Annotated in this window: 19 protein-coding genes and 1 tRNA gene; 14 read left to right on the forward strand and 6 right to left on the reverse strand. The window is 57.0% G+C overall.

What is annotated here, in order from left to right; genetic code table 11:
* Positions 1-94: 94 nt before the first annotated feature.
* The 7 genes from apaG (at position 95) to KVG95_RS17725 (ending at position 8265) form a co-directional block, all read left to right on the forward strand.
* On the forward strand, positions 95-475 hold the full coding sequence (apaG, locus tag KVG95_RS17695; RefSeq protein ID WP_217857357.1) for a Co2+/Mg2+ efflux facilitator ApaG/CorD: 381 nt from the start codon (positions 95-97) through the stop codon (positions 473-475).
* Positions 475-1356, forward strand: coding sequence for a symmetrical bis(5'-nucleosyl)-tetraphosphatase (locus KVG95_RS17700; protein ID WP_217857358.1), 882 nt, complete (start codon positions 475-477; stop codon positions 1354-1356). The genes apaG and KVG95_RS17700 overlap by 1 nt, the downstream gene beginning before the upstream one ends.
* A 33-nt stretch (positions 1357-1389) precedes the next feature.
* The gene (gene glpE, locus KVG95_RS17705; protein WP_030130002.1) at positions 1390-1719 is read left to right on the forward strand and encodes a thiosulfate sulfurtransferase GlpE; all 330 of its coding nucleotides are present in this window, start codon (positions 1390-1392) and stop codon (positions 1717-1719) included.
* 297 nt (positions 1720-2016) lie between these two features.
* On the forward strand, positions 2017-3939 hold the full coding sequence (locus KVG95_RS17710) for a PrkA family serine protein kinase (protein ID WP_007904259.1): 1923 nt from the start codon (positions 2017-2019) through the stop codon (positions 3937-3939).
* A gap of 201 nt (positions 3940-4140) precedes the next feature.
* The gene (locus KVG95_RS17715; protein ID WP_123355699.1) at positions 4141-5412 is read left to right on the forward strand and encodes a YeaH/YhbH family protein; all 1272 of its coding nucleotides are present in this window, start codon (positions 4141-4143) and stop codon (positions 5410-5412) included.
* Positions 5409-6971: a SpoVR family protein gene (locus tag KVG95_RS17720; protein WP_123355697.1), complete on the forward strand. Its 1563-nt coding sequence runs from the start codon at positions 5409-5411 to the stop codon at positions 6969-6971. The genes KVG95_RS17715 and KVG95_RS17720 overlap by 4 nt, the downstream gene beginning before the upstream one ends.
* A gap of 64 nt (positions 6972-7035) precedes the next feature.
* Positions 7036-8265: a multifunctional CCA addition/repair protein gene (locus KVG95_RS17725; RefSeq protein WP_217857359.1), complete on the forward strand. Its 1230-nt coding sequence runs from the start codon at positions 7036-7038 to the stop codon at positions 8263-8265.
* Positions 8266-8346: 81 nt separating this feature from the next.
* Here the strand turns inward: KVG95_RS17725 and folK are convergent, their stop codons facing one another.
* Together folK and folB are read right to left on the reverse strand one after the other, a co-directional pair.
* A complete protein-coding gene (folK, locus tag KVG95_RS17730; RefSeq protein ID WP_217857360.1) occupies positions 8347-8865 on the reverse strand; it encodes a 2-amino-4-hydroxy-6-hydroxymethyldihydropteridine diphosphokinase in 519 nt (172 codons plus the stop codon).
* A complete protein-coding gene (gene folB / locus KVG95_RS17735) occupies positions 8856-9209 on the reverse strand; it encodes a dihydroneopterin aldolase (protein WP_052967152.1) in 354 nt (117 codons plus the stop codon). Before folB ends, folK begins: the two co-directional genes overlap by 10 nt.
* Before the next feature lie 74 nt (positions 9210-9283).
* On the opposite strand from folB, the gene plsY reads away from it, so the two are divergent.
* A complete protein-coding gene (gene plsY, locus KVG95_RS17740; protein WP_052967151.1) occupies positions 9284-9853 on the forward strand; it encodes a glycerol-3-phosphate 1-O-acyltransferase PlsY in 570 nt (189 codons plus the stop codon).
* Positions 9854-9876: 23 nt separating this feature from the next.
* Here plsY and tsaD read toward each other — a convergent pair whose 3' ends face one another.
* Positions 9877-10902, reverse strand: coding sequence for a tRNA (adenosine(37)-N6)-threonylcarbamoyltransferase complex transferase subunit TsaD (tsaD, locus tag KVG95_RS17745; RefSeq protein ID WP_052967150.1), 1026 nt, complete (start codon positions 10900-10902; stop codon positions 9877-9879).
* A gap of 199 nt (positions 10903-11101) precedes the next feature.
* On the opposite strand from tsaD, the gene rpsU reads away from it, so the two are divergent.
* The 5 genes from rpsU (at position 11102) to KVG95_RS17770 (ending at position 19649) form a co-directional block, all read left to right on the forward strand.
* On the forward strand, positions 11102-11317 hold the full coding sequence (gene rpsU / locus KVG95_RS17750) for a 30S ribosomal protein S21 (protein ID WP_002551877.1): 216 nt from the start codon (positions 11102-11104) through the stop codon (positions 11315-11317).
* A gap of 481 nt (positions 11318-11798) precedes the next feature.
* The gene (gene dnaG, locus KVG95_RS17755) at positions 11799-13772 is read left to right on the forward strand and encodes a DNA primase (protein WP_217857361.1); all 1974 of its coding nucleotides are present in this window, start codon (positions 11799-11801) and stop codon (positions 13770-13772) included.
* Between the two features lie 67 nt (positions 13773-13839).
* Positions 13840-15687: an RNA polymerase sigma factor RpoD gene (gene rpoD, locus KVG95_RS17760; protein WP_123719577.1), complete on the forward strand. Its 1848-nt coding sequence runs from the start codon at positions 13840-13842 to the stop codon at positions 15685-15687.
* A 123-nt stretch (positions 15688-15810) separates the two neighbouring features.
* On the forward strand, positions 15811-19557 hold the full coding sequence (locus KVG95_RS17765) for a bifunctional diguanylate cyclase/phosphodiesterase (protein WP_052967147.1): 3747 nt from the start codon (positions 15811-15813) through the stop codon (positions 19555-19557).
* A 15-nt stretch (positions 19558-19572) separates the two neighbouring features.
* A tRNA-Ile gene (locus tag KVG95_RS17770) sits at positions 19573-19649 on the forward strand.
* A 124-nt stretch (positions 19650-19773) separates the two neighbouring features.
* Here the strand turns inward: KVG95_RS17770 and KVG95_RS17775 are convergent.
* Positions 19774-20019, reverse strand: coding sequence for a hypothetical protein (locus tag KVG95_RS17775; protein WP_052967143.1), 246 nt, complete (start codon positions 20017-20019; stop codon positions 19774-19776).
* A gap of 361 nt (positions 20020-20380) precedes the next feature.
* On the reverse strand, positions 20381-21484 hold the full coding sequence (locus tag KVG95_RS17780; RefSeq protein ID WP_217857362.1) for a polyamine ABC transporter substrate-binding protein: 1104 nt from the start codon (positions 21482-21484) through the stop codon (positions 20381-20383).
* Between the two features lie 139 nt (positions 21485-21623).
* Between KVG95_RS17780 and KVG95_RS17785 the strand changes: the two genes are divergently transcribed.
* Positions 21624-22415, forward strand: coding sequence for a helix-turn-helix transcriptional regulator (locus KVG95_RS17785; protein ID WP_217857363.1), 792 nt, complete (start codon positions 21624-21626; stop codon positions 22413-22415).
* A 19-nt stretch (positions 22416-22434) separates the two neighbouring features.
* Here KVG95_RS17785 and KVG95_RS17790 read toward each other — a convergent pair whose 3' ends face one another.
* Positions 22435-23082: a peptidase M41 gene (locus KVG95_RS17790; RefSeq protein WP_217857364.1), complete on the reverse strand. Its 648-nt coding sequence runs from the start codon at positions 23080-23082 to the stop codon at positions 22435-22437.
* Positions 23083-23289: the final 207 nt, after the last annotated feature.

Genomic DNA, 23289 nt, shown 5'->3' on the forward strand with positions numbered 1-23289 from the left:
TAGGACGCCACTCTGGTCTACTACCCGATACTTGGCCTAGACTGAGATCCATCAGTTACGCCCCGCGTCCCGCTTCGTTTTTAAGGCCTTTTGCATGTCCGATCCTCGTTATCAGGTCGACGTCAGCGTCGTCACCCGCTATCTGGCAGAACAATCGCAACCCGAGCAAAATCGCTTTGCCTTCGCCTACACGATCACCGTGCAGAACAATGGCCTGGTGCCCGCCAAACTGCTTTCACGGCACTGGGTGATCACCGACGGTGACGGACATGTCGAGGAGGTTCGCGGTGCAGGCGTCGTCGGCCAACAGCCGTTGATCGACGTGGGCAAGAGCCACACCTACAGCAGCGGCACTGTCATGACCTCCAAGGTCGGCACGATGCAGGGCACTTATGAAATGGTCGCCAATGACGGCAAACACTTCGATGCCATCATCGCACCATTCCGTCTGGCAGTACCCGGAGCCCTGCACTGATGGCGACGTATGCTGTCGGCGACTTGCAAGGTTGCCTTGAACCGCTGCAATGCCTGCTCAAGCAAGTCGCCTTCGACCCTGCCCGGGACCGTCTGTGGCTGGTGGGTGACCTCATCAACCGTGGCCCACAGTCGCTGGAAACCTTGCGCTTCCTCTATAGCCTGCGCGAATCGCTGATCTGCGTGCTCGGCAACCATGACCTGCACTTGCTGGCCGTCGGGCAAAACATCGAACGCCTGAAGAAGGCCGACACTCTGCGCGAGATCCTTGAAGCCCCCGATTGCGGGGAGCTGCTGGAGTGGGTTCGGCAACAAAAGCTCATGCATTACGATGAACAGCGCGATATCGCCCTGGTCCATGCCGGCATCCCGCCTCAATGGTCGCTGCGCAAAGCCTTGAAGTGCGCCGCCGAAGTCGAAGAAGCCCTGCGCGACGACAACCGCTTCGCGCCTTACCTTGACGGCATGTACGGTAATGAACCGGTGAAATGGGACAACGACCTCAAAGGCGCGGCGCGCTTGCGAGTCATCACCAACTATTTCACCCGGATGCGTTTTTGCACCAGCGACGGCAAGCTTGATCTCAAGGGCAAGGAAGGCATCGACACTGCACCACCGGGATATGCGCCGTGGTTCACCCACAAGGAGCGCAAGACCAAAGGCCTGAAGATCATCTTCGGCCACTGGGCGGCGCTCGAAGGCCAGTGCAACGAGCCGGGCCTGTTTGCGCTCGACACCGGTTGCGTCTGGGGTGGCGCCATGACCCTGATGAACGTCGACACCGGCGAGCGCCTGCAATGTAAATGCGACGCCCACGGCCATACTGGGCCGGCTGTCGCCACCTCCATTCCCGAACAAACGTCAGCCAGCGCCCCGCGCTAGACTGCGCTTTCAGCCGAGCCACAGGAGCCCGCCATGAGCGAATTCAAACGTATCCCCCCAGAACAGGCCCAGGCCCTGCGCGAACAAGGCGCGGTGGTAGTCGATGTCCGCGACCCGGCAACTTTTGCCGCGCTGCACATTGCCGGTTCGAAGCATCTGGACAACCATTCTCTGCATGCTTTCATTCAGGGCGCTGACCTGGACGCGCCAACGGTAGTGGTCTGCTATCACGGCAATTCCAGCCAGGGCGCGGCCGCTTACCTGATCAGTCAGGGCTTCTCCGACGTCTACAGCATGGATGGCGGTTTTGAGCTGTGGCGTACGACCTATCCTTCGGAAACGGCGCAAGGCACTTCCGAATAATTTTTTTCAAGGCGCGCAAGGCCCGGCCCCCGTGGGCTCGCGCGCTGGCTGACGAACGGTCTGCCACAACTAATTACTTATTGCGCCTTTACCTTCAAGATTCCGAACTATCCTTAAGCGCAGGCCATCCAAAACAGGGGAGAGCCGGTACACCGGCGCGCGGGTCATCGGGAGTAGCTTTCAGGGTTGATACCCTGAAGGTGTTCTGGGGGGTAAACAGCAACTGCATATTCAGTTGCTTGCCAGCATCGACTGACTGATCCGGCGTCGGCTCCACGTATCGAGCGAGGTGACGTCATGAGTATCTTTAGCCACTTCCAACAACGCTTCGAGTCCACGCGCCAGGAAGAACTCTCTCTGCAAGAGTACCTGGAGCTATGCAAAAAGGACCGCAGCGCCTACGTTTCCGCAGCAGAGCGACTTTTGCTGGCCATCGGTGAACCGGAGCTGCTCGACACCTCGACCAACTCGAGGCTGTCGCGAATCTTTTCCAACAAGGTGATCCGCCGCTATCCGGCCTTTGAAGACTTCCACGGGATGGAAGAATGCATCGACCAGATCGTGTCGTATTTCCGCCATGCCGCTCAGGGTCTGGAAGAAAAGAAACAGATCCTCTACCTGCTTGGCCCTGTCGGTGGCGGTAAATCGTCCCTGGCCGAAAAGCTCAAGCAACTGATCGAGAAAGTGCCCTTCTACGCAATCAAGGGCTCGCCGGTTTTCGAGTCGCCCCTGGGTCTGTTCAACGCCACCGAAGATGGCGCGATCCTCGAAGAAGACTTCGGTATTCCCCGGCGCTATCTCAATACCATCATGTCGCCATGGGCTACCAAGCGCCTGGCCGAATTCGGCGGCGATATCAGCCAGTTCCGCGTGGTGAAACTCTATCCGTCGATCCTCAACCAGATTGCGGTCGCGAAAACCGAGCCGGGAGATGAAAACAACCAGGACATCTCGGCACTGGTGGGCAAGGTCGATATTCGCAAACTGGAAGAGTTCCCGCAGAACGACGCCGATGCCTACAGCTACTCGGGGGCATTGTGCCGGGCCAACCAGGGCCTGATGGAGTTCGTCGAAATGTTCAAGGCACCGATCAAGGTGCTGCACCCATTGCTGACGGCCACCCAGGAAGGCAACTACAACAGTACCGAAGGCCTGGGGGCGATTCCGTTTACCGGGATCCTGCTGGCCCACTCCAACGAATCGGAATGGCACACCTTCCGGAACAACAAGAACAACGAAGCATTCATCGACCGGATCTATATCGTCAAAGTGCCGTACTGCCTGCGCGTCAGCGACGAGGTGAAGATCTATGACAAGCTTCTGTTCAACAGCTCGCTGGCCAAGGCCCATTGCGCGCCCGACACCCTGAAAATGCTCGCTCAGTTCACCGTGCTCTCGCGCCTCAAGGAGCCGGAAAACTCCAACATCTACTCCAAGATGCGCGTGTACGACGGCGAAAACCTCAAGGACACCGATCCGAAGGCCAAGTCGATCCAGGAATACCGCGACGCAGCGGGTGTCGACGAAGGCATGAACGGTCTGTCGACCCGCTTCGCCTTCAAGATTCTATCGAAGGTCTTCAACTTCGATCCGCACGAAATCGCCGCCAACCCGGTGCACCTGCTCTACGTGCTGGAACAACAGATTGAACAGGAACAGTTCCAGGCCGAGACCCGCGAACGCTATCTGCGCTTCCTGAAAGAGTACCTGGCGCCGCGTTATATCGAATTCATCGGCAAGGAGATCCAGACTGCCTACCTCGAGTCTTACAGCGAGTACGGTCAGAACATCTTCGATCGCTACGTGCTGTACGCCGACTTCTGGATACAGGATCAGGAATATCGCGATCCGGAAACCGGCGAGATCCTCAACCGCGTAGCCCTGAACGAAGAACTGGAGAAAATCGAAAAACCGGCCGGCATCAGCAATCCGAAGGATTTCCGCAACGAAATCGTCAACTTCGTACTGCGCGCCCGAGCCAACAACAACGGCAAGAATCCAACCTGGCTCAGCTACGAAAAACTGCGGGTGGTCATCGAGAAGAAAATGTTCTCCAACACCGAGGACTTGCTGCCGGTCATCAGCTTCAACGCCAAGGCCAGCAAAGAGGACCAGCAGAAGCATAACGACTTCGTCACACGGATGGTCGAGCGGGGCTACACCGACAAACAGGTACGACTGCTGTCCGAGTGGTACTTGCGGGTCAGAAAATCACAGTAACCCGCTGCCGGTCAGACCGGTTGTCGTTAGCCCGAGGCCTGTTTACGCTTTTTCTGTTACACAGGCCTCTGGAGGTGTCCGAAATGCGGTAGCGAGGTTCAGGCAGCGTCAAAGCGCTTGGGGGAGCGTGTACACCCTCCGGCACTGGACTTATGCTGCGTTAACGCTCGCCCCTTTCAGGACAGCTTCTAAGGAGCAGTCATGAGCTATGTGATCGACCGACGTCTCAATGGCAAGAACAAGAGCACGGTAAACCGCCAGCGGTTTCTGCGGCGCTACCGTGATCACATCAAAAAGGCTGTCGAAGAGGCGGTCAGCCGGCGCTCCATTACCGATATGGAACACGGCGAGCAGATCAGCATTCCCGGCCGCGACATCGACGAGCCGGTGCTTCACCACGGTCGTGGCGGCAAGCAAACCATCGTGCACCCCGGCAACAAGGAATTCATCAGCGGCGAGCACATCGCCCGCCCGCCCGGAGGTGGCGGCGGCAGAGGCCCCGGCAAGGCCGGTAACACGGGTGAAGGGATGGACGAGTTCGTCTTCCAGATCACCCAGGAGGAATTCCTCGAGTTCATGTTCGAGGACCTTGAGCTGCCTAATCTGGTCAAACGCCACCTGACCGGCACCGACACCTTCAAGACCGTACGCGCCGGCATCAGCAACGAGGGCAACCCGTCACGGATCAACATTATCCGCACGTTGCGTTCGGCCCATGCCCGACGCATTGCCTTGTCCGGCAGCAGCCGGGCGAAATTGCGCGAAGTCAAAGAGGAACTGCTGCGACTTAAACGGGAAGAACCGGACAACTTCGGCGATATCCAGGAGCTCGAAGCAGAAATCGAGAAGCTCAGCGCGCGCATTCACCGAGTGCCATTTCTCGACACCTTCGACCTCAAGTACAACCTGCTCATCAAGCAGCCGAACCCCAGCTCCAAAGCAGTAATGTTCTGCCTGATGGACGTGTCTGGCTCCATGACCCAGGCGACCAAGGATATCGCCAAACGCTTCTTCATCCTGCTGTACCTGTTCCTCAAGCGGAACTACGACAAAATCGACGTCGTGTTCATCCGCCACCACACCAGCGCCCGTGAAGTTGATGAGGAGGAGTTTTTCTACTCCCGGGAAACCGGCGGCACGATTGTCTCCAGTGCCCTGAAACTGATGCAGGAGATCATGGCCGAGCGTTATCCGAGCAACGAATGGAACATCTATGCCGCCCAGGCGTCCGACGGCGACAACTGGAACGACGATTCGCCGATCTGCCGCGACATCCTGATCAACCAGATCATGCCGTTCGTGCAGTACTACACTTATGTTGAGATTACCCCGCGCGAACACCAGGCCCTGTGGTTCGAGTACGAACGCATCGCCGAAGCCTTCTCTGACACTTTTGCCCAGCAGCAACTGGTCTCGGCCGGGGATATCTATCCGGTCTTCCGTGAACTCTTCCAGCGCAGGTTAGTGACATGACCGCCAAAGAGCAGAAGCGCCAACCCATTTCCACCGGCTCCGAATGGACATTCGAGCTGATCCAGGCCTACGACCGCGAAATCAGTCGTCTCGCGGCCCGCTACGCGCTGGATACGTACCCCAACCAGATCGAAGTGATCACCGCCGAGCAGATGATGGACGCCTATGCCTCTGTCGGCATGCCCCTGGGTTATCACCATTGGTCCTATGGCAAACACTTCCTCAGCACCGAAAAATCCTACAGCCGCGGCCAGATGGGCCTGGCCTACGAGATTGTGATCAACTCGGACCCCTGCATTGCCTATCTGATGGAAGAAAACACCATCTGCATGCAGGCGCTGGTGGTGGCTCACGCGTGCTATGGCCATAACAGTTTCTTCAAAGGCAACTACCTGTTCCGCACCTGGACCGACGCCAGTTCGATCATCGATTACCTGGTGTTCGCCAAGCAGTACATCATGCAGTGCGAAGAACGCCACGGCATCGACGCGGTAGAAGACTTGCTCGATTCCTGCCATGCGCTGATGAATTACGGCGTCGACCGTTACAAACGCCCTTATCCGATTTCCGCCGAAGAAGAACGCCGTCGGCAGAAGGATCGGGAAGAGCATTTGCAGAAGCAGATCAACGATTTGTGGCGGACAATTCCAAAAGGCGCAGACAAATACAGCGACAAGGACAACGCACGCTTCCCCGCCGAACCTCAGGAAAACATCCTGTATTTCATCGAAAAACATGCCCCGCTGCTGGAGCCCTGGCAGCGCGAAATCGTGCGGATTGTGCGCAAGATCGCCCAGTATTTTTATCCGCAGCGCCAGACCCAGGTAATGAACGAAGGCTGGGCCACGTTCTGGCACTACACCTTGATGAACGACTTGTATGACGAAGGCCTGGTCACCGATGGCTTCATGATGGAATTCCTGACTTCACATACCAGCGTGGTCTTTCAGCCCGGCTTCGACAGCCCCTACTACAATGGCATCAACCCCTACACCCTGGGTTTTGCCATGTATCGCGATATCCGCCGGATATGCGAACAGCCCACTGAGGAAGACTACCGTTGGTTCCCGGAAATCGCCGGTACCGACTGGCTGTCCAGCATCAAATTCGCCATGAGCAGCTTCAAGGACGAGAGTTTCATCCTGCAGTACCTGTCACCCAAGGTGATCCGCGACCTCAAGCTGTTCAGCATCCTCGATGACGATCAGAAGGACGATCTGCTGGTTCCGGCGATACACGACGAAGACGGCTATCGAACCATTCGTGAAACCCTGGCGGCGCAATACAACCTGGGCAATCGCGAACCCAACATCCAGATCTACAGCATTGACCGGCGTGGCGACCGTTCCCTGACCTTGCGTCACCAGCAACACGACCGCAAACCGCTGGGCGATTCCACTGATGAAGTACTCAAGCACCTGCACCGCCTCTGGGGCTTCGACATTCACCTGGAAACCCTGCAAGGGGATCAGGTGATGAAAACCCACCATGTTCCGCCCAGAAGCGAGCATGGCGAGGGTGATTACGGCCGGCTGGACTTGGCAGTCATTCATCTTTGATCCTCTTTTCTGCCTCCGGAAGTTCGACGCAAAGGTTATTCTGTCGGGCTAACGGAGGTTTTTTATGCAGATTTATAAAGTCGGCGGTGCGGTACGCGATCGCCTGCTGGGCAAGCCTGTCACCGATATCGACTGGGTCGTTGTAGGCGCCACCACCGAAGAAATGCTCGCCAAGGGCTTTCGTCCGGTGGGCGCGGACTTCCCGGTGTTTCTTCACCCCAAAAGCGGTGAGGAATACGCCCTCGCCCGCACCGAACGCAAAAACGGGCGCGGCTACGGCGGCTTCATCTTTCACACCAGCCCCGACGTCACCCTCGAAGAAGATCTGATTCGTCGCGACCTGACGATCAACGCCATGGCCGAAGACGACCAGCAGAACCTGTCCGACCCCTACCATGGCCAGCAGGATCTAGAGGCACGTCTGCTTCGTCACGTTTCCCCCGCGTTCGCCGAAGATCCACTCCGTGTTTTGCGCGTTGCCCGCTTTGCCGCGCGTTATGCGGAACTGGGCTTTACCGTCGCCCCCGAGACATTGGAGCTGATGCGTCAACTCAGCGAATCAGGTGAATTGGAGGCATTGACTCCCGAACGCAGCTGGAAAGAAATCGCCCGCGCGCTGATGGAAGACCAGCCTCAGGTATTCATCGAGGTGCTGCGCGAGTGCGGCGCGCTCAAGGTACTGATGCCGGAAGTCGACGCGCTGTTCGGTGTACCGCAACCCGAAGCCCATCACCCGGAAATCGACACGGGCGTGCATACCCTGAGCGTGCTGGAGCAAGCGGCACTGCATAAACAACCGCTGACCGTACGCTGGGCCTGCTTGCTGCATGACCTGGGCAAAGGATTGACGCCCGAGGAAGAATGGCCCCGCCACATCGCCCACGAGCACAAAGGCCTGAAGCTGATCAAAGCGGTCAATGAGCGCTTCAAGGCACCGAAGGACTGTCAGGAACTGGCGCTACTGGTGGGCAAGTATCACACCCATGGCCATCGTGCGCTGGAGCTGAAACCGTCGACCTTGCTGGAGTTGTTGCAGAGTTTCGACGTCTATCGTCGACCTCAGCGCTTTGAGGAGTTTATCGCAGCGTGTGAAATGGACGCTCGGGGGCGTAAAGGCCTGGAGCAGAGAAGTTATCCACAGGCGGAATATTTACGTGGCGCGGCAACCGCAGCGCGAAGTGTTGCCGTTCAGCCGTTGCTGGAGAAGGGATTCAAGGGACCGGAGTTGGGCGAGGCGATCAAGCGCGAGCGGCTCAAGGCGCTGAAGGCTTATAAAGCGGCGGCGTCTGTTTGAAAAGCTTCGCGAGCAGGCTCGCTCCCACAGGGTTAGCGTTAACCTGTGGGAGCGAGCCTGCTCGCGATGGCGTCATCCGCCTCACAACAAATTCAAAGGGGTCAGCTGTTGGCCGCGCCATTCAAACGCCACTGGCGCCAGCACCTGATCGATCTGCGCTTCATCCCACAAAGTCGCAAAGCTTTTGCCTACGCCCGGATGCACACGGTCCGGCGCAATCAGCGACAACGGCCACAGCACGAAGGCATTTTTCAGAATCTCTGCCCGCGGCAAGATCAAACCATCGAAGTTGCCCACCAGGTCGCCGAACAGCAGCACGTCGATATCCAGCGGCAAGCCCTTGCGGTCCGGCGCGTAACGGCCGTTATCCGCTTCGATGAATTTCAACCGTCGATCCAGCTCCATCAGCGGCAGATCGGTGAAAGCCGAAACCACAAAATTGAAAAACGGCCCGCTCTTGATCCCCACCGGCTGGCTTTCGAATACCGCCGAGCAGCGCATATCCACCAGGAAACCCGCCAGGGCGTCCAGGCCAGCCTGCAAATGGGCTTCGCGCTCGATATTGCTACCGAGCCCGAGGTACACCTGAGTCAGCGACATCCGCGCTCGATCTCCACGCCCACACCCGTGGCCGCCGGGACGGCACCTGGCTTGGTCAGCTTGAGGTGCATCCAGGTGATCTTGAATTCGCTCATCAGCACTTGCGCCAGACGCTCGGCAAAGGTCTCGACCAGCTGGAACTGCGCCTGTTCGGCGAACGCCTGAATGCGCGACGAAACGCTCGCGTAGTCGAGCGCCAGGGTCAGGTCATCACCGGCGGCGGCCGGACGATTGTCCCAGGCGAAGCTCAGATCAAGTCGAAGACACTGTCGGATGCCTCGTTCCCAGTCGTAGGCACCAATCACGGTGTCGACTTCCAGGCCCTCGATAAACACTCTGTCCAAGCACTTCTCTCCACTGCACGACAAGGGCGCAATGCGCCGTTAGAATCAGGGCGTCCTCGCCCGGAATAGTTAGCATGTTTTGGTTACTGGCGATCCTCGCCTACCTGCTCGGCTCTCTGTCCTTCGCCATTTTGCTCAGCCGCCTGACCGGTAACCCCGATCCGCGAATGAGTGGCTCGGGCAATGCCGGTGCCACCAATATGTTGCGTCTGGCCGGCAAGAAACTCGCCATCCTGACCTTGCTCGGCGACCTGAACAAAGGCCTGCTGCCCGTATTGATCGCGGGTGCTATAGGCCTTTCACTGCAAGAACAGGCCTGGATCGGCGTCTGCGCCGTTATCGGCCACCTGTTTCCGCTGTACTTCCGCTTTCGCGGTGGCAAGGGTGTCGCCACCGCCGCTGGCATGCTGCTGGGGCTCTACCCGCCTGCCGCGCTGCTGGCGGTCTGCGCCTGGTCGCTGACGTTCTACCTGACCCGCACCAGCTCACTCGCAGCCCTGATTGCCACACCGCTGACCCTGCCGTTGCTTGCCTGGCAAGAACCGGCGGCACTGCTACCCATGAGCGCACTCACGGGCCTGATCGTCTGGCGTCATCGCGGCAATCTACGCGACCTGTTTGCCGGGCGCGAACGGCATTTTTAAATACCGCACGTGAGCACCCCTCATCACAGCGCCGACAGTTGCTCCATCGGCCAGCGCGCCTGCACGCTGATTGCCAGGCTTTCATGCTGGCCGGCCTGCAAGCGCTGGCAGCCGGCAAACGCAATCATCGCGCCATTATCGGTGCAGAACTCCGGACGGGCATAAAATACATCGCCCTTCATGTCGCCGAGCATTTTCTCCAGTGAAGCCCGCAGCGCTTTATTGGCGCTGACACCCCCTGCGATCACCAGACGCTTGAGACCCGCCTGTTTGAGGGCACGCTTGCACTTGATGGTCAAAGTCTCCACCACGGCCTGCTGGAACGCCAGCGAGATGTCGCAACGGGCTTGTTCGCTGTCGTCCCCGGCGCTGACGCTCTGCTGCCAGGTGTTCAGCGCAAAGGTTTTCAGCCCGCTGAAGCTGAAAGCCAAGCCTGGACGATCACACATTGGGCGCGGAAAAGTGAAACGCCCCGCAACGCCCTGCTCCGCCAGACGCGCGATCTCCGGACCGCCCGGATAATTCAGGCCCATCATCTTCGCGGTTTTATCGAATGCTTCGCCGGCAGCATCGTCGAGAGTCTCGCCCAAGAGCGTGTACTGACCGATCCCGTCGACCTGAACCAGCTGCGTATGACCACCCGACACCAACAAAGCGACGAACGGGAACTCCGGAGGTTGCGACTCCAGCATCGGCGCCAGCAAGTGACCTTCCATGTGGTGCACACCCAAGGCCGGAATGCCCCAGGCAAAAGCCAGCGCCTGGGCGCACGAAGCCCCCACCAGCAAGGCTCCGACCAAGCCAGGACCCGCGGTATAAGCGATGGCGTCGATCTCGGTCGGCACACAGCCGGCCTCGGCCAAGACCTGACGAATCAACGGCAGCATGCGTTTGACGTGATCACGCGACGCCAGCTCCGGCACCACGCCGCCATAGGCACGATGCAGATCGATCTGACTGAACAACGCGTCGGCCAACAACCCGCGTTCACTGTCGTAAAGTGCGACACCGGTTTCGTCGCAAGAGGTTTCTAATCCCAGTACTAGCATGGGTTTGCGCCTTGTAGAGGCTGAATTCGAAGGCGCGCATAATAGTCTTCGCGTGATGCCCCGACCAGCGGTTTTCGATCAGAGGCTTTGCATTCCGAGCGATGAGGGGTTAACATCCGCAACCCTTAAAAACCGACGTCTTCAAGTGCTCTTTTGCCGCGAGGATGTTGACCCCGGTAATGAATGAAGGTAGCTCTGGATGCCAGCCGTCAAAGTAAAAGAGAACGAACCCTTCGACGTAGCTCTGCGTCGTTTCAAGCGCTCCTGCGAAAAAGCCGGTGTACTGGCTGAAGTTCGTAGCCGCGAATTTTACGAGAAGCCAACTTCTGAGCGTAAGCGTAAAGCAGCAGCCGCTGTTAAGCGTCACGCCAAGAAAGTTCAGCGCGAACAGCGCCGCGCCGTTCGTCTGTACTAATACACAGACGATCGTAGCAAGCTTCTGCCAAGCCCGGCCCTCAGCCGGGCTAATGGCATTTGCGGAAAACGCTTGATGCTTCACCGTCGAAGCCGCAGACGCGACCGAGACAAATCTGCTTCACAGCGTCAGACCTGGCTCTTTTGCCAGCGGTGCACGTCTTTTCTGACGAGCCTTCCAAGGCTACTGACGAGCACACCCACTGATTCCTCTCACGACGATCAGCCCAAGGCACCTTCTTGCGTGCCCGCTTATGAGCTATCCGAGGCCAACGACTGTCCGTCGCCGGATTCAGCGAAACACTTTCAAATAGTCGAATACTGATTGGTACTAACGTCAGTGGATTTTCGGCAGATACACTTCCCGACAGCGATACGCAGACGACACCGGTCGAGCCGCACACCCTGCGCGCCTCAAACAACGACCCGCGTTCGGCCGCCCTTCGTTTTGGGTCCATTTCAGCGCAGATGACGAGAACGCCATGGCCGGGCTAATTCCCCAGAGCTTCATTGACGACCTTCTGAACCGCACCGACATCGTCGACGTGGTCAGCTCGCGCCTGCAAATGAAAAAAGCCGGCAAGAACTACACGGCCTGCTGCCCGTTTCACAAAGAAAAAACCCCCTCCTTCAGCGTCAGCCCCGACAAACAGTTTTATTACTGCTTCGGCTGCGGCGCTGGCGGTAACGCCCTCGGCTTCATGATGGACCATGACAACCTGGATTTCGTCCAGGCTGTCGAAGAACTGGCCAAAGCCGCCGGCATGGAAATTCCCCGCGAAGAAAGTGGCCGTCCGCACAAACCACGGCAGCCCACCGATTCGCCGCTGTATCCGCTGCTCACCGCCGCCGCCGATTTTTATCGTCAAGCCCTGAAAAGCCATCCGTCACGCAAAGCCGCCGTGGATTACTTGAAGGGTCGTGGACTCACGGGAGAAATCGCCCGGGATTTCGGGCTCGGTTTTGCCCCTCCTGGCTGGGACAATCTGTACAAGCACTTGAGCAGCGATACCCTGCAGCAAAAGGCCATGATCGACGCCGGCCTGCTGATCGAGAACGCCGAAACCGGCAAGCGCTATGACCGCTTCCGCGATCGCGTGATGTTCCCGATCCGCGACAGTCGCGGGCGCATCATCGCCTTCGGCGGCCGAGTGCTGGGCGACGACAAGCCGAAATACCTGAACTCACCGGAAACCCCGGTCTTCCATAAAGGCCAGGAACTCTACGGCCTTTATGAAGCACGCAAGAACAACCGCAACCTCGACGAAATCATCGTCGTCGAAGGCTATATGGACGTCATCGCCCTCGCCCAGCAAGGCCTGCGCAACGCCGTCGCAACTCTGGGCACCGCCACCAGCGAAGAGCACATGAAGCGCCTGTTTCGCGTCGTGCCCAGCGTGCTGTTCTGCTTTGATGGTGACCAGGCGGGCCGAAATGCCGCCTGGCGGGCGCTGGAGGCAACCCTGCCATGCCTGCAGGACGGGCGCCGGGCGCGCTTTCTGTTCCTGCCCGAGGGAGAGGACCCGGATACCCTGGTCCGCTCCGAGGGCACTGACGCCTTCCGCGCGCGAATCAATCAGCACGCCCAGCCGCTGGCCGATTACTTTTTTCAACAGCTGACCGAAGAATCGGACCCGCGCTCCCTCGAAGGCAAGGCCCACATGGCCACCCTCGCCGCGCCGCTGATCGACAAAGTCCCGGGGGCCAACCTGCGCATCTTGATGCGCCAGCGCCTGAGCGAAATCACCGGGCTTAGCGGCGAAGCCGTGAGCCAACTCGTGCAAAGCACGCCTCAGCCTCAGGAAGCGCCACCCGCTTACGATCCGGGCATCGATTACGACGCCATGCCGGATTACAGCGACTACCATCAGCCGCAGGCCCAAGAGATGTACGCGCCGCAGCAGGAATGGACGCCGAAGAAACCTGGTGCAGGCGGCAAGAAATGGGACAAGAAACCATGGGACAAAAACGGCAAACGTGGCGGCGATCGCGATCAACCGCGCGCGCCACGGATTCCGGCCGCTGTAGAGCCGCCCACCCTGGCCGCCTTGCGCACGCTGCTGCATCACCCGCAACTGGCTGAGAAAGTCGAGGATGCCGGGCACTTCGCTGCCGAGGACCATACCAACACGCAACTGTTGGTCGCCCTGCTCGAAGCCGTACAGAAGAATCCCAAGCTAAACTCATTTCAACTGATTGCGCGCTGGCACGGCACCGAACAAGGCCGACTGCTCAAAGCGCTGGCAGAAAAGGAGTGGCTGATTGATGGAGATAACCTTGAACAACAGTTTTTCGACACCATTACTAGCTTGTCAGCCCGCCAACGCGAGCGAAACCTGGAACAACTTCTTCGAAAAGCACGTCAAAGTGAATTGAGCACCGAAGAGAAAAATCAACTGCGCGACCTTTTAAGTCGCAATGTTTCCGCATCAAGCCCGACCTCAACTGGCGCGTGAGGTCATAGCTCAGGTATAATCCTCGGCTTGTTTTTTGCCCGCCAAGACCTTCAGTGGATAGGGTGTTATGTCCGGAAAAGCGCAACAGCAGTCTCGTATCAAAGAGTTGATCACACTTGGTCGTGAGCAGGGCTACCTGACTTACGCGGAGGTCAACGACCACCTGCCGGAGGATATTTCAGATCCGGAACAGGTGGAAGACATCATCCGCATGATTAATGACATGGGGATCAACGTATTCGAGGTTGCGCCAGATAAGGATTCCCTTATGCTGGCCGACGCCGATACCGACGAAGCCGCCGCCGAAGAGGCAGCAGCAGCGTTGGCAGCGGTCGAGACCGACATTGGTCGCACCACCGACCCAGTGCGCATGTACATGCGTGAAATGGGTACGGTAGAGCTCCTCACACGTGAAGGCGAAATCGAAATCGCCAAACGTATTGAAGAGGGCATCCGCGAAGTGATGGGCGCAATCGCGCACTTCCCTGGCACGGTTGACCATATTCTCTCCGAGTACACTCGCGTCACCACCGAAGGTGGCCGCCTGTCCGACGTCCTGAGCGGTTATATCGACCCGGACGACGGCATTGCGCCGCCTGCAGCGGAAGTGCCACCGCCTGTCGACCCGAAAGCCGTGAAAGCGGATGACGACACCGACGACGATGACGCCGAAGCGACCGACGACGAAGAAGAAGCCGAAAGCGGTCCGGATCCGGTCATCGCCGCACAGCGCTTTGGTGCTGTCGCCGATCAGATGGAAATCACTCGCAAGGCCCTGAAAAAGCACGGTCGTGGCAACAAGCTGGCAATCGCCGAGCTGATCGCCCTGGCTGAGCTGTTCATGCCGATCAAACTGGTGCCGAAGCAATTCGAAGGCCTGGTCGAGCGTGTTCGCAGTGCCCTGGATCGTCTGCGTCAGCAAGAGCGCGCGATCATGCAACTGTGCGTTCGTGATGCCCGTATGCCGCGTGCCGACTTCCTGCGCCAGTTCCCGGGCAACGAAGTCGACGAAAGCTGGACCGATGCACTGGCCAAAGGCAAAAGCAAATACGCTGAAGCCATTGGTCGCCTGCAACCGGACATCATTCGTTGCCAGCAGAAGCTGACCGCGCTGGAAACCGAAACCGGTTTGACGATCGCCGAGATCAAGGACATCAACCGTCGCATGTCGATCGGTGAGGCCAAGGCCCGCCGCGCGAAGAAAGAGATGGTTGAAGCGAACTTGCGTCTGGTGATCTCCATCGCCAAGAAGTACACCAACCGTGGCCTGCAATTCCTCGATCTGATCCAGGAAGGCAACATCGGTCTGATGAAAGCGGTAGACAAGTTCGAATACCGCCGCGGCTACAAATTCTCGACTTATGCCACCTGGTGGATCCGTCAGGCGATCACTCGCTCGATCGCCGACCAGGCACGCACCATCCGTATTCCGGTGCACATGATCGAGACGATCAACAAGCTCAACCGTATTTCCCGGCAGATGCTGCAGGAAATGGGTCGCGAACCGACCCCGGAAGAGCTGGGCGAACGCATGGAAATGCCTGAGGACAAGATCCGCAAGGTATTGAAGATCGCTAAAGAGCCGATCTCCATGGAAACCCCGATCGGTGATGACGAAGATTCTCATCTGGGTGACTTCATCGAAGACTCGACCATGCAGTCGCCAATCGATGTCGCCACTGTTGAGAGCCTTAAAGAAGCGACTCGCGAAGTCCTGTCCGGCCTCACTGCCCGTGAAGCCAAGGTTCTGCGCATGCGCTTCGGTATCGATATGAATACCGACCACACCCTCGAGGAGGTTGGTAAGCAGTTCGACGTGACCCGTGAACGGATTCGTCAGATCGAAGCCAAGGCACTGCGCAAGCTGCGCCACCCGACGAGAAGCGAGCATTTGCGCTCCTTCCTCGACGAGTGATCCACAGAACCCCCGGCCCAGGCCGGGGGTTTTGCTTTATACAGATTAAATGCCCCGTACATCCCCCCCGCCGCATAGCCCGTCTACACTCGAAACATTCCCCCAAGCCATAACGAGACCGTTATGCCCAGATGGCCGACCGTGCTTTTTTTGCTGTCGCTGATGACCTGGACCGCAACGGCTGGCGCGTTGACTCTTACCGACGAAGAACGTAGCTGGCTAACGGCTCACCCGGAATTGCGCCTGGGCGTGGACGCGTCCTGGCCGCCGTTTGAATTTCGCGACGAACACGGGCGTTATCAGGGCCTGGCAGCGGACTACATCAACGTCATCCGTCAACGGCTGGCCATCAAACTCACGCCCATCGAGCCGGTCAGCTGGACTGAAGTCTTGCAGCAGGCCAAACAAGGCAAGCTAGACATCTTGCCAGGCATCATGTCGACTCCCGAGCGCCAGACGTATCTGTCGTTCACACGCCCCTATCTCGACTTTCCGATTGTCATTCTGGCTCACGTCGGAGGTGCCCAACCGCGCAAAATCGAAGACCTGTACGGGCTGAAGATCGCTGTGGTGGAAAACTATGCCCCCCATGAACTATTGCGCACCCACCATCCCGACCTGAATCTGGTAGCGATGCCCAATGTCAGCTCGGCGCTGCAGGCACTGGCTACCGACGCCGTGGACGCCGTCGTGGGCGATCTCGCCTCCAGCGTCTGGAGCCTGCGCCAGCTCAAGCTCGACGGGCTCTACGTCAGCGGTGAAACACCCTATCGCTACCAATTGGCGATGGCCGTGCCCCCGAACAACAAGCTGCTGGTCAGCATCCTCGATAAAGTCCTGGCAGACATGACCCCGAGTGAAATCAGTGCCATCCAGGAACATTGGGTCGGTAACGTTCTGGACCATCGAACGTTCTGGCTCGATGTGCTGATGTACGGCCTGCCAGGATTACTGTTTCTGATGATCGTGCTGGCAGTGGTTATCCGGATCAACCGCCGACTCAGTTCGGAAATTGCTCGTCGGGTCGCTCTGGAACAGGAGCTGCGCAGCAGCGAATACCATTACCGCGGGCTGGTGGAGAGTCTTTCGGCTATCGCCTGGGAAGCCCGGATCAGCGATTACACCTACAGTTACGTGTCACCTCACGCTCAGGATCTCCTTGGTTATCCCCTGCCCCATTGGCTGATTCCGGGCTTCTGGCGCAACATTATCCACCCCGCGGATCTGACCCGGACCCAGACCTTCTGCGACCGTGAAGTGGCGGCCGGACGCGATCACAGCGTCGATTACCGGGTCATCACCGCCGACGGCCGTTGCCTTTGGGTCCGTGATATCGTCAGCCTGATCGAGCACGCCCATGAACCAGTACTGCGTGGGCTGATGATCGATATCAGCGAAGCCAAGCGCACCGAAGAGGCGCTGCGCCTGTCGGAACAAAAGTTCGCTTCAGTGTTCCAGCAATGTCCGGATATTCTGGTGATCGCACGGCTTTCCGACGGTTGTCTGCTGGAGGTCAATGAAGCGTTCGAAGAACAGATCGGCCTCAAGGCCGAAGACGTCATAGGCCAGACCGCCACCGACCTGAACATCTGGGGTGTACCCGGTGTGGGGCCAGGTTTGTTGCAGCGGTTGCAGGCCGGCAGCATCCGCAACCTGGAGATGCCCTTTCGCCGCAGCAATGGTCAGGTGTTTACCGGCCTGATTTCTGCCGAGCCTTTCGATCTCGATACCACCCCGGCCCTGGTGGTCGTTGTGCGGGACATCAGCCAACTCAAGGAAACCCAGCAACAACTGCAAACCTCCGAAGAGAAGTTCGCCAAGGCCTTTCATGCCTCCCCCGACGGCTTGCTCCTGTCCCGGCAGAGCGACGGTTTGCTGTTGGAGGTTAACGAGGGCTTCAGCCGTATTACCGGCTTCAATAGCGCGATGTCCGTGGATCGCTCGGCCCTGGACCTGGGAATCTGGGTCAATCTCAACGAACGCAAACAGATGCTCGAGCTGTTGCACCGGGATGGTTTTGTCCGCGACTTCAGTTGCCACATCCGCCGCAAAGACGGGCAGATCCGGCTCTGTGAGGTTTCAAGCCGGCCGTTGCCCATTGGCGATGAGGCCTGCATGCTGACCATCGCCCGGGACATTACCGAGCGACATCTGATGCAAGAGAAACTGCAACAGGCCGCCACGGTGTTCGAGAGCACCGCCGAGGGTGTATTGATCACCGACACCCAACAGCACATCAGCGCGGTCAATCGTGCATTCACCGAAATTACCGGCTACAGCGAGAGCGAAGCGCTGGGCCACACCCCTCGCCTGCTCGCCTCGGGCCTGCACGACAGCGCATTTTATGCGGCGATGTGGCATCAATTGACCGCCGACGGTCATTGGCAAGGCGAGATTTCCAACCGGCGCAAGAACGGCGAGCTCTACCCGAGTTGGCTGACCATCAGCGCGGTGCGCAACCGGGACAAACTCATCACCCACTTTGTTGCGGTGTTCGCGGACATTTCCAGCCTCAAGCACGCGCAGGCCAAACTCGACTACCAGGCGCACCACGACCCGCTGACGGGCCTGCCAAACCGCACGCTGTTCGAGAGTCGGCTGTTGACTGCACTGAACAGCCAGCAGGAAAACGGGGGCCAGGGCGCGGTGCTGTTCCTGGATCTGGACCGTTTCAAACACATCAACGACAGCCTCGGCCACCCGGTTGGCGACCTGCTGCTCAAAGGCATTGCCGTGCGCCTCAAGGAGCAACTGCGCGATATCGATACCGTGGCGCGGCTGGGTGGCGACGAATTCATCATCCTGCTCCCCGGTCTGCAACAGTCCAGCGATGCCGACAACATTGCCACCAAGCTGCTCAATTGCTTCTCCGCCCCTTTCCAGGCCGGCGAGCACGAGTTTTTCATCAGCGCCAGCATCGGCACCAGCCTGTATCCCAAGGACGGCTGCGACGTCGCTACGCTGGTCAAGAACGCCGATGCCGCGATGTATCGCTCCAAGGCCAAGGGCCGTAACCGGGTTGAAAGTTACACCCGCGACCTCACCGCCCAAGCCAGCGAGCGCGTGGCGCTGGAACATGAACTGCGGCGCGCCATCGAGCGCAATGAGCTGTTTTTGTACTACCAGCCCAAAATCAGTCTGGACGATTATCGAGTGGTTGGCGCCGAAGCGCTGATTCGCTGGCATCACCCCACCTTCGGTGATGTACCTCCCGAGCACTTCATTCCCTTGGCCGAAGAAAACGGCATGATCCTGCAAATCGGCGATTGGGTACTTGAGACCGCCTGCCGACAGATGTACGAGTGGAATCAGGTCTATGAGTGCCTGGGCCCACTCTCAGTCAACCTCGCGGGCGCGCAACTGCGCCAGCCGAATCTGCTTGGCCGGATCGAACAACTGCTCAAGGACAACCACCTCAACCCCGGCTTCCTGCAACTGGAAATCACTGAAAACTTCATCATGAGCCAGGCCGAAGAGGCGCTGGCGGTGCTGCATCAACTCAAACGCCTGGGCGTGCAACTGGCGATCGACGATTTCGGCACTGGCTATTCGTCCCTGAGCTACCTCAAACGCCTGCCGCTGGACATTCTCAAGATCGACCAATCCTTCGTCCGCGGCCTGCCAGACGATCCGCATGACGCGGCGATCGTTCGCGCCATCATCGCCCTGGGCCGCAGCATGCAATTCACCGTCATCGCCGAGGGCGTCGAAACCCAGGCGCAGCAGCAATTCCTGGCTGCGGAGGGCTGTGAACAGATCCAGGGTTACATCGTCAGCCTGCCACTTCCCCCCGACGAATTCGCTGCGACGTTTCTTCGTACAGCCATATTGGATTTTTCGGATAGCACAGCTGAGAAACCATCGCTATAATCCGCGGCCTACTGAGGGCCTATAGCTCAGTTGGTTAGAGCAGGGGACTCATAATCCCTTGGTCGTAGGTTCGAGTCCTACTGGGCCCACCATACTCAAAGCCGCGCACTGCGCGGCTTTCGTGTTTCTGGGTGGCCACCGTTGATACAGCCCTATGGACACCGTCGCGATCCAGGACTGGTGACTCCTTCGCTGTAAAGGCTTAAGTGATCCGCCTTAGCTCGCTTGGTGAGCTCCCTTTTCAGCCGGTGCAAGTTCGGGGAACTCCACCAGCAGTGCCTTGTTACCCCTGGCGATGTGTTCCATCACCGCCATGGCGATGTTTTCACGCACCCTCCCGACCGAGACGTAATACATGGCCCAGGCTTGTTCGGGTGTGCAGTGGCCGATCTGCTCCTCAATCTCCTTGTAGGCTTTGTATTCGTCCGACTCCAAGTAGCATTGGCAATCACCTTGGTACATGATTTTTCTCCCTCCCTGGAACCTCTGTGCCCCCTAAGTAAGTCGGCTGATACGGGCTGCCCCTGCTCCCTACGTGATTTCACATACACAGAACCAGATTAATTTTCTTTAAAAACTATAAACCCACATCATACTTACGGAGCAATTCTTCAATACGGCTCCACCGCCGCTCATTAAAACCAACTGACTGTTTATCCAGCGACATAGAACTACGTGCAATTAGCGACTCATATCTCTCAATCATTTTTATCAGCACTATCAATTCTTTAATTTCGCTTTTAATTTCTCTGTAAACGCCCATAGCCCCCTCACATAAAATAAAGACCCCCCATAGAACATCAAAGACGACAACCAAGTCAGATCACGTACCACTCTTCACTTTGGTCCAAACCCGAGTGCGGATTCGCTCCAACTTCAATGGCAGCGGCTCAAGTGGAACAAGTGTAGCAACGGTCTTTTTGTCTGGATAAATCCAAGTATTGTCGCGCAGCTTCTGCTCAACAAACTCTGTGGCATCTTTATTAGCGTTAGGATACAACGTGTGATTTGAGCTCTTGGCAATAACTTCTGGCCGCAACATATAATTAATAAATGCCATGCCTTCCTTTGGGTGGGGAGCATCTTTTAACAGAACCAAATTTTCTGACCAAACCAGCGCTCCCTCGCGAGGAAGGCTGTATGCAATCTTGCGTCCAGTATTAGCCTTCTCGTTGATGGCCTGCGCAGCAAGGGCACCATTGGCCCAACCTACAACTGCACAAATATTGCCATCAGCCAAGTCAGAGTCGATTCTGGATGAGTCGAAATAGAGGACGTAGGGACGGATTTTTAACAACAGGGCTTGAGCTTTCTGGTAATCATCCGGATTCCTACTGTTGCTAGGGAGCCCAAGGTAATGCAAAGCAATTGAAATGATCTCACTTGGAGAATCGAGCATTGCCACACCGCACGACTTGAGTTTGCTGATGTTTTCTTCTTTGAAGATCAAGTCCCAGCTATTCACCGGAGCATTATCACCTAATGCCGCTTTGACTTTATCAACGTCATAGCCAATGCCGGTGGTGCCCCATAAATAGGGAACAGCGTAGCGATTACCAGGGTCATTGACCGCAACCTGGGACAAGATATCAGGGTCGATGTGTGACAAATTACTCAGCTGATTACGATCCAACGGCTGAAGTACTCCCGCCTGGATCAGGCTTGGCAACACGTTGGAGGTAGCCACAACCACGTCGTACCCCGTGCGCCCAGCCATCACTTTGCTCTGCATGATTTCGGCACTGTCGAACGCGTCCATATGGATGCTGGTGCCGGTTTCCTGCTCAAACTCCTTTGGGGTCTCCGGTGCGATAAGCCCGAACCAGTTATACAGATACACCCCAGGCTCTACAGCCCCCACTGATGTGCTGATCCCTGCACAGAGAAGCGAGGCTGCAAAAATGGTTCGCAAAGGTGATTTGCTCATACAACTATCCTTGTCAAGACGACATGCCCTCATGGCCATCGTGAATCCTGATCGTGAATATACCCGGCATTGACGAATAGTAAATACCTACGAATACTTACCTGCGACCTACGAATCCCTAACCCTAAAGGGGTAGAAAATGCCACTCGACCTTCATAGCCTGGCTTGGCACCGATCGATTGGAAAGCTGATCATGCAGTTGAACCGTCCAGAATTCTGGAGCTCACTTATTCGCACGTTAAATGAATATGTGCAGATCGATAACTGGGTCGTATTAATATTTAGCAATCAACAAGTACAAGTTGTTAGTCTCCCTGAAATAGCAGATACAGAAGAGGTAGATGCCTTTATTCATCGCTACGTGAAGGGACTTTATATGCTGGATCCATTTTATATAGCTAATCGAGAAAACCCGCAGAGCGGTTTCTTTCACATGCTGGATATTGCACCGGAGCACTTCCTTGAGACTGAGTACTATCACCAATACTTCGCACAGTATATTTCTGTAGATGAAGCGCAGTACAATGTCCAGCTTGACTCCGATAGAACGCTATGCATTTCCTTTGGTAGTAACGCCCGCTTCAACCAAGAACAAATAACAATACTTGATATTATCAAACCATGGGTAACTGCATTAATGCATCAACGCATGTGTTTTGAGATTGACGTAGAAAAAGATTCCCCTGAACCAACTCCATGGCCAGAAGCGATTCTCCAGCTTGGCACACAAATAACAACGCGCGAAAAGGACGTCCTCAAATTATTACTTAGCGGCTTCTCTAACAAAGAGATAGCAGGAAAACTTTCCCTGTCGGCAGAAACAATAAAAGTTCACCGCCGAAATATTTACGCCAAATTAAACATCAAATCACAACCCGAATTGTTTGCTCGTTTTTTTATGCCAAAACAGGATATCTGCCCTGCAAATTGAAGTCAGCGCCTGGCACTTTTCAGGCCCAAACACTCAACGATGGAATGGCCTGCACAGGCCGCAACCGTTCAAGCATTTCCCCCGTCAACACGACCTCATAGGTATCCGCCGGCCTCCCCCATTGCTCCACAATGACCATGCCATCTACCAGCGCCGCGCCCAAGCCGGTAATCGTGTCGGCCAATGCCTCTACGATTTGTTGGGTCCGCAGCCATAAACGATCAGTAATCTCTTTAAGCTCGGCAGTTATGCGCTCGGACGACGCTGGATCCGTATCGGGGTAGGAGATATTTCGCAGCAAGTGCCGTAACTCCCTTACTTTTGCGTAATCCTGTTCCGCCCCAAGCTCTCCATTCAGGATGGCTGTCGCTTTCGTTTTATCGACGAGTTTCCTGGCTGAATGCTTTGCAGGTAAGGTCTGACTCATAGCGCCAGCAAAAAGGACTATCAGCCGACCTTCCAAATGTTCCTTCATTTCTTCTATCGAGGAAATTGACCGCGTCAAGATAATGGAAGCCCCAGCCTGATGCCTCAAGTCCATGGTGACTTTCAGGGTCACATCACCCGTTTCAAAGCCCAAGGCTCGGGCAATCACGTAGTGCCCCATTTCGTGATTCGCAATCTGCAATGCATGTTCCCGTATAGCGGGAGGCATCTTCTTCATCATTCCCATCATCTCCCGTCAATGCCCTCCGTTGCGTATTCGACTATGAGAGTAACGGCTCGTGTCCATGCTATCGATGTAGAACCCGTTTCGCATCATTACTCCAGCCGTGTACGGCAATTACAACGTACTTGCCGTCTCTACACTGCCGGGCGAGATTGCCAGCCTTGAAGACACCGAACTATTGCCCCAGCGAAAGCACAAAAATGC

The organism is Pseudomonas farris, from assembly GCF_019145235.1.
GTDB lineage: Bacteria > Pseudomonadota > Gammaproteobacteria > Pseudomonadales > Pseudomonadaceae > Aquipseudomonas > Aquipseudomonas farris.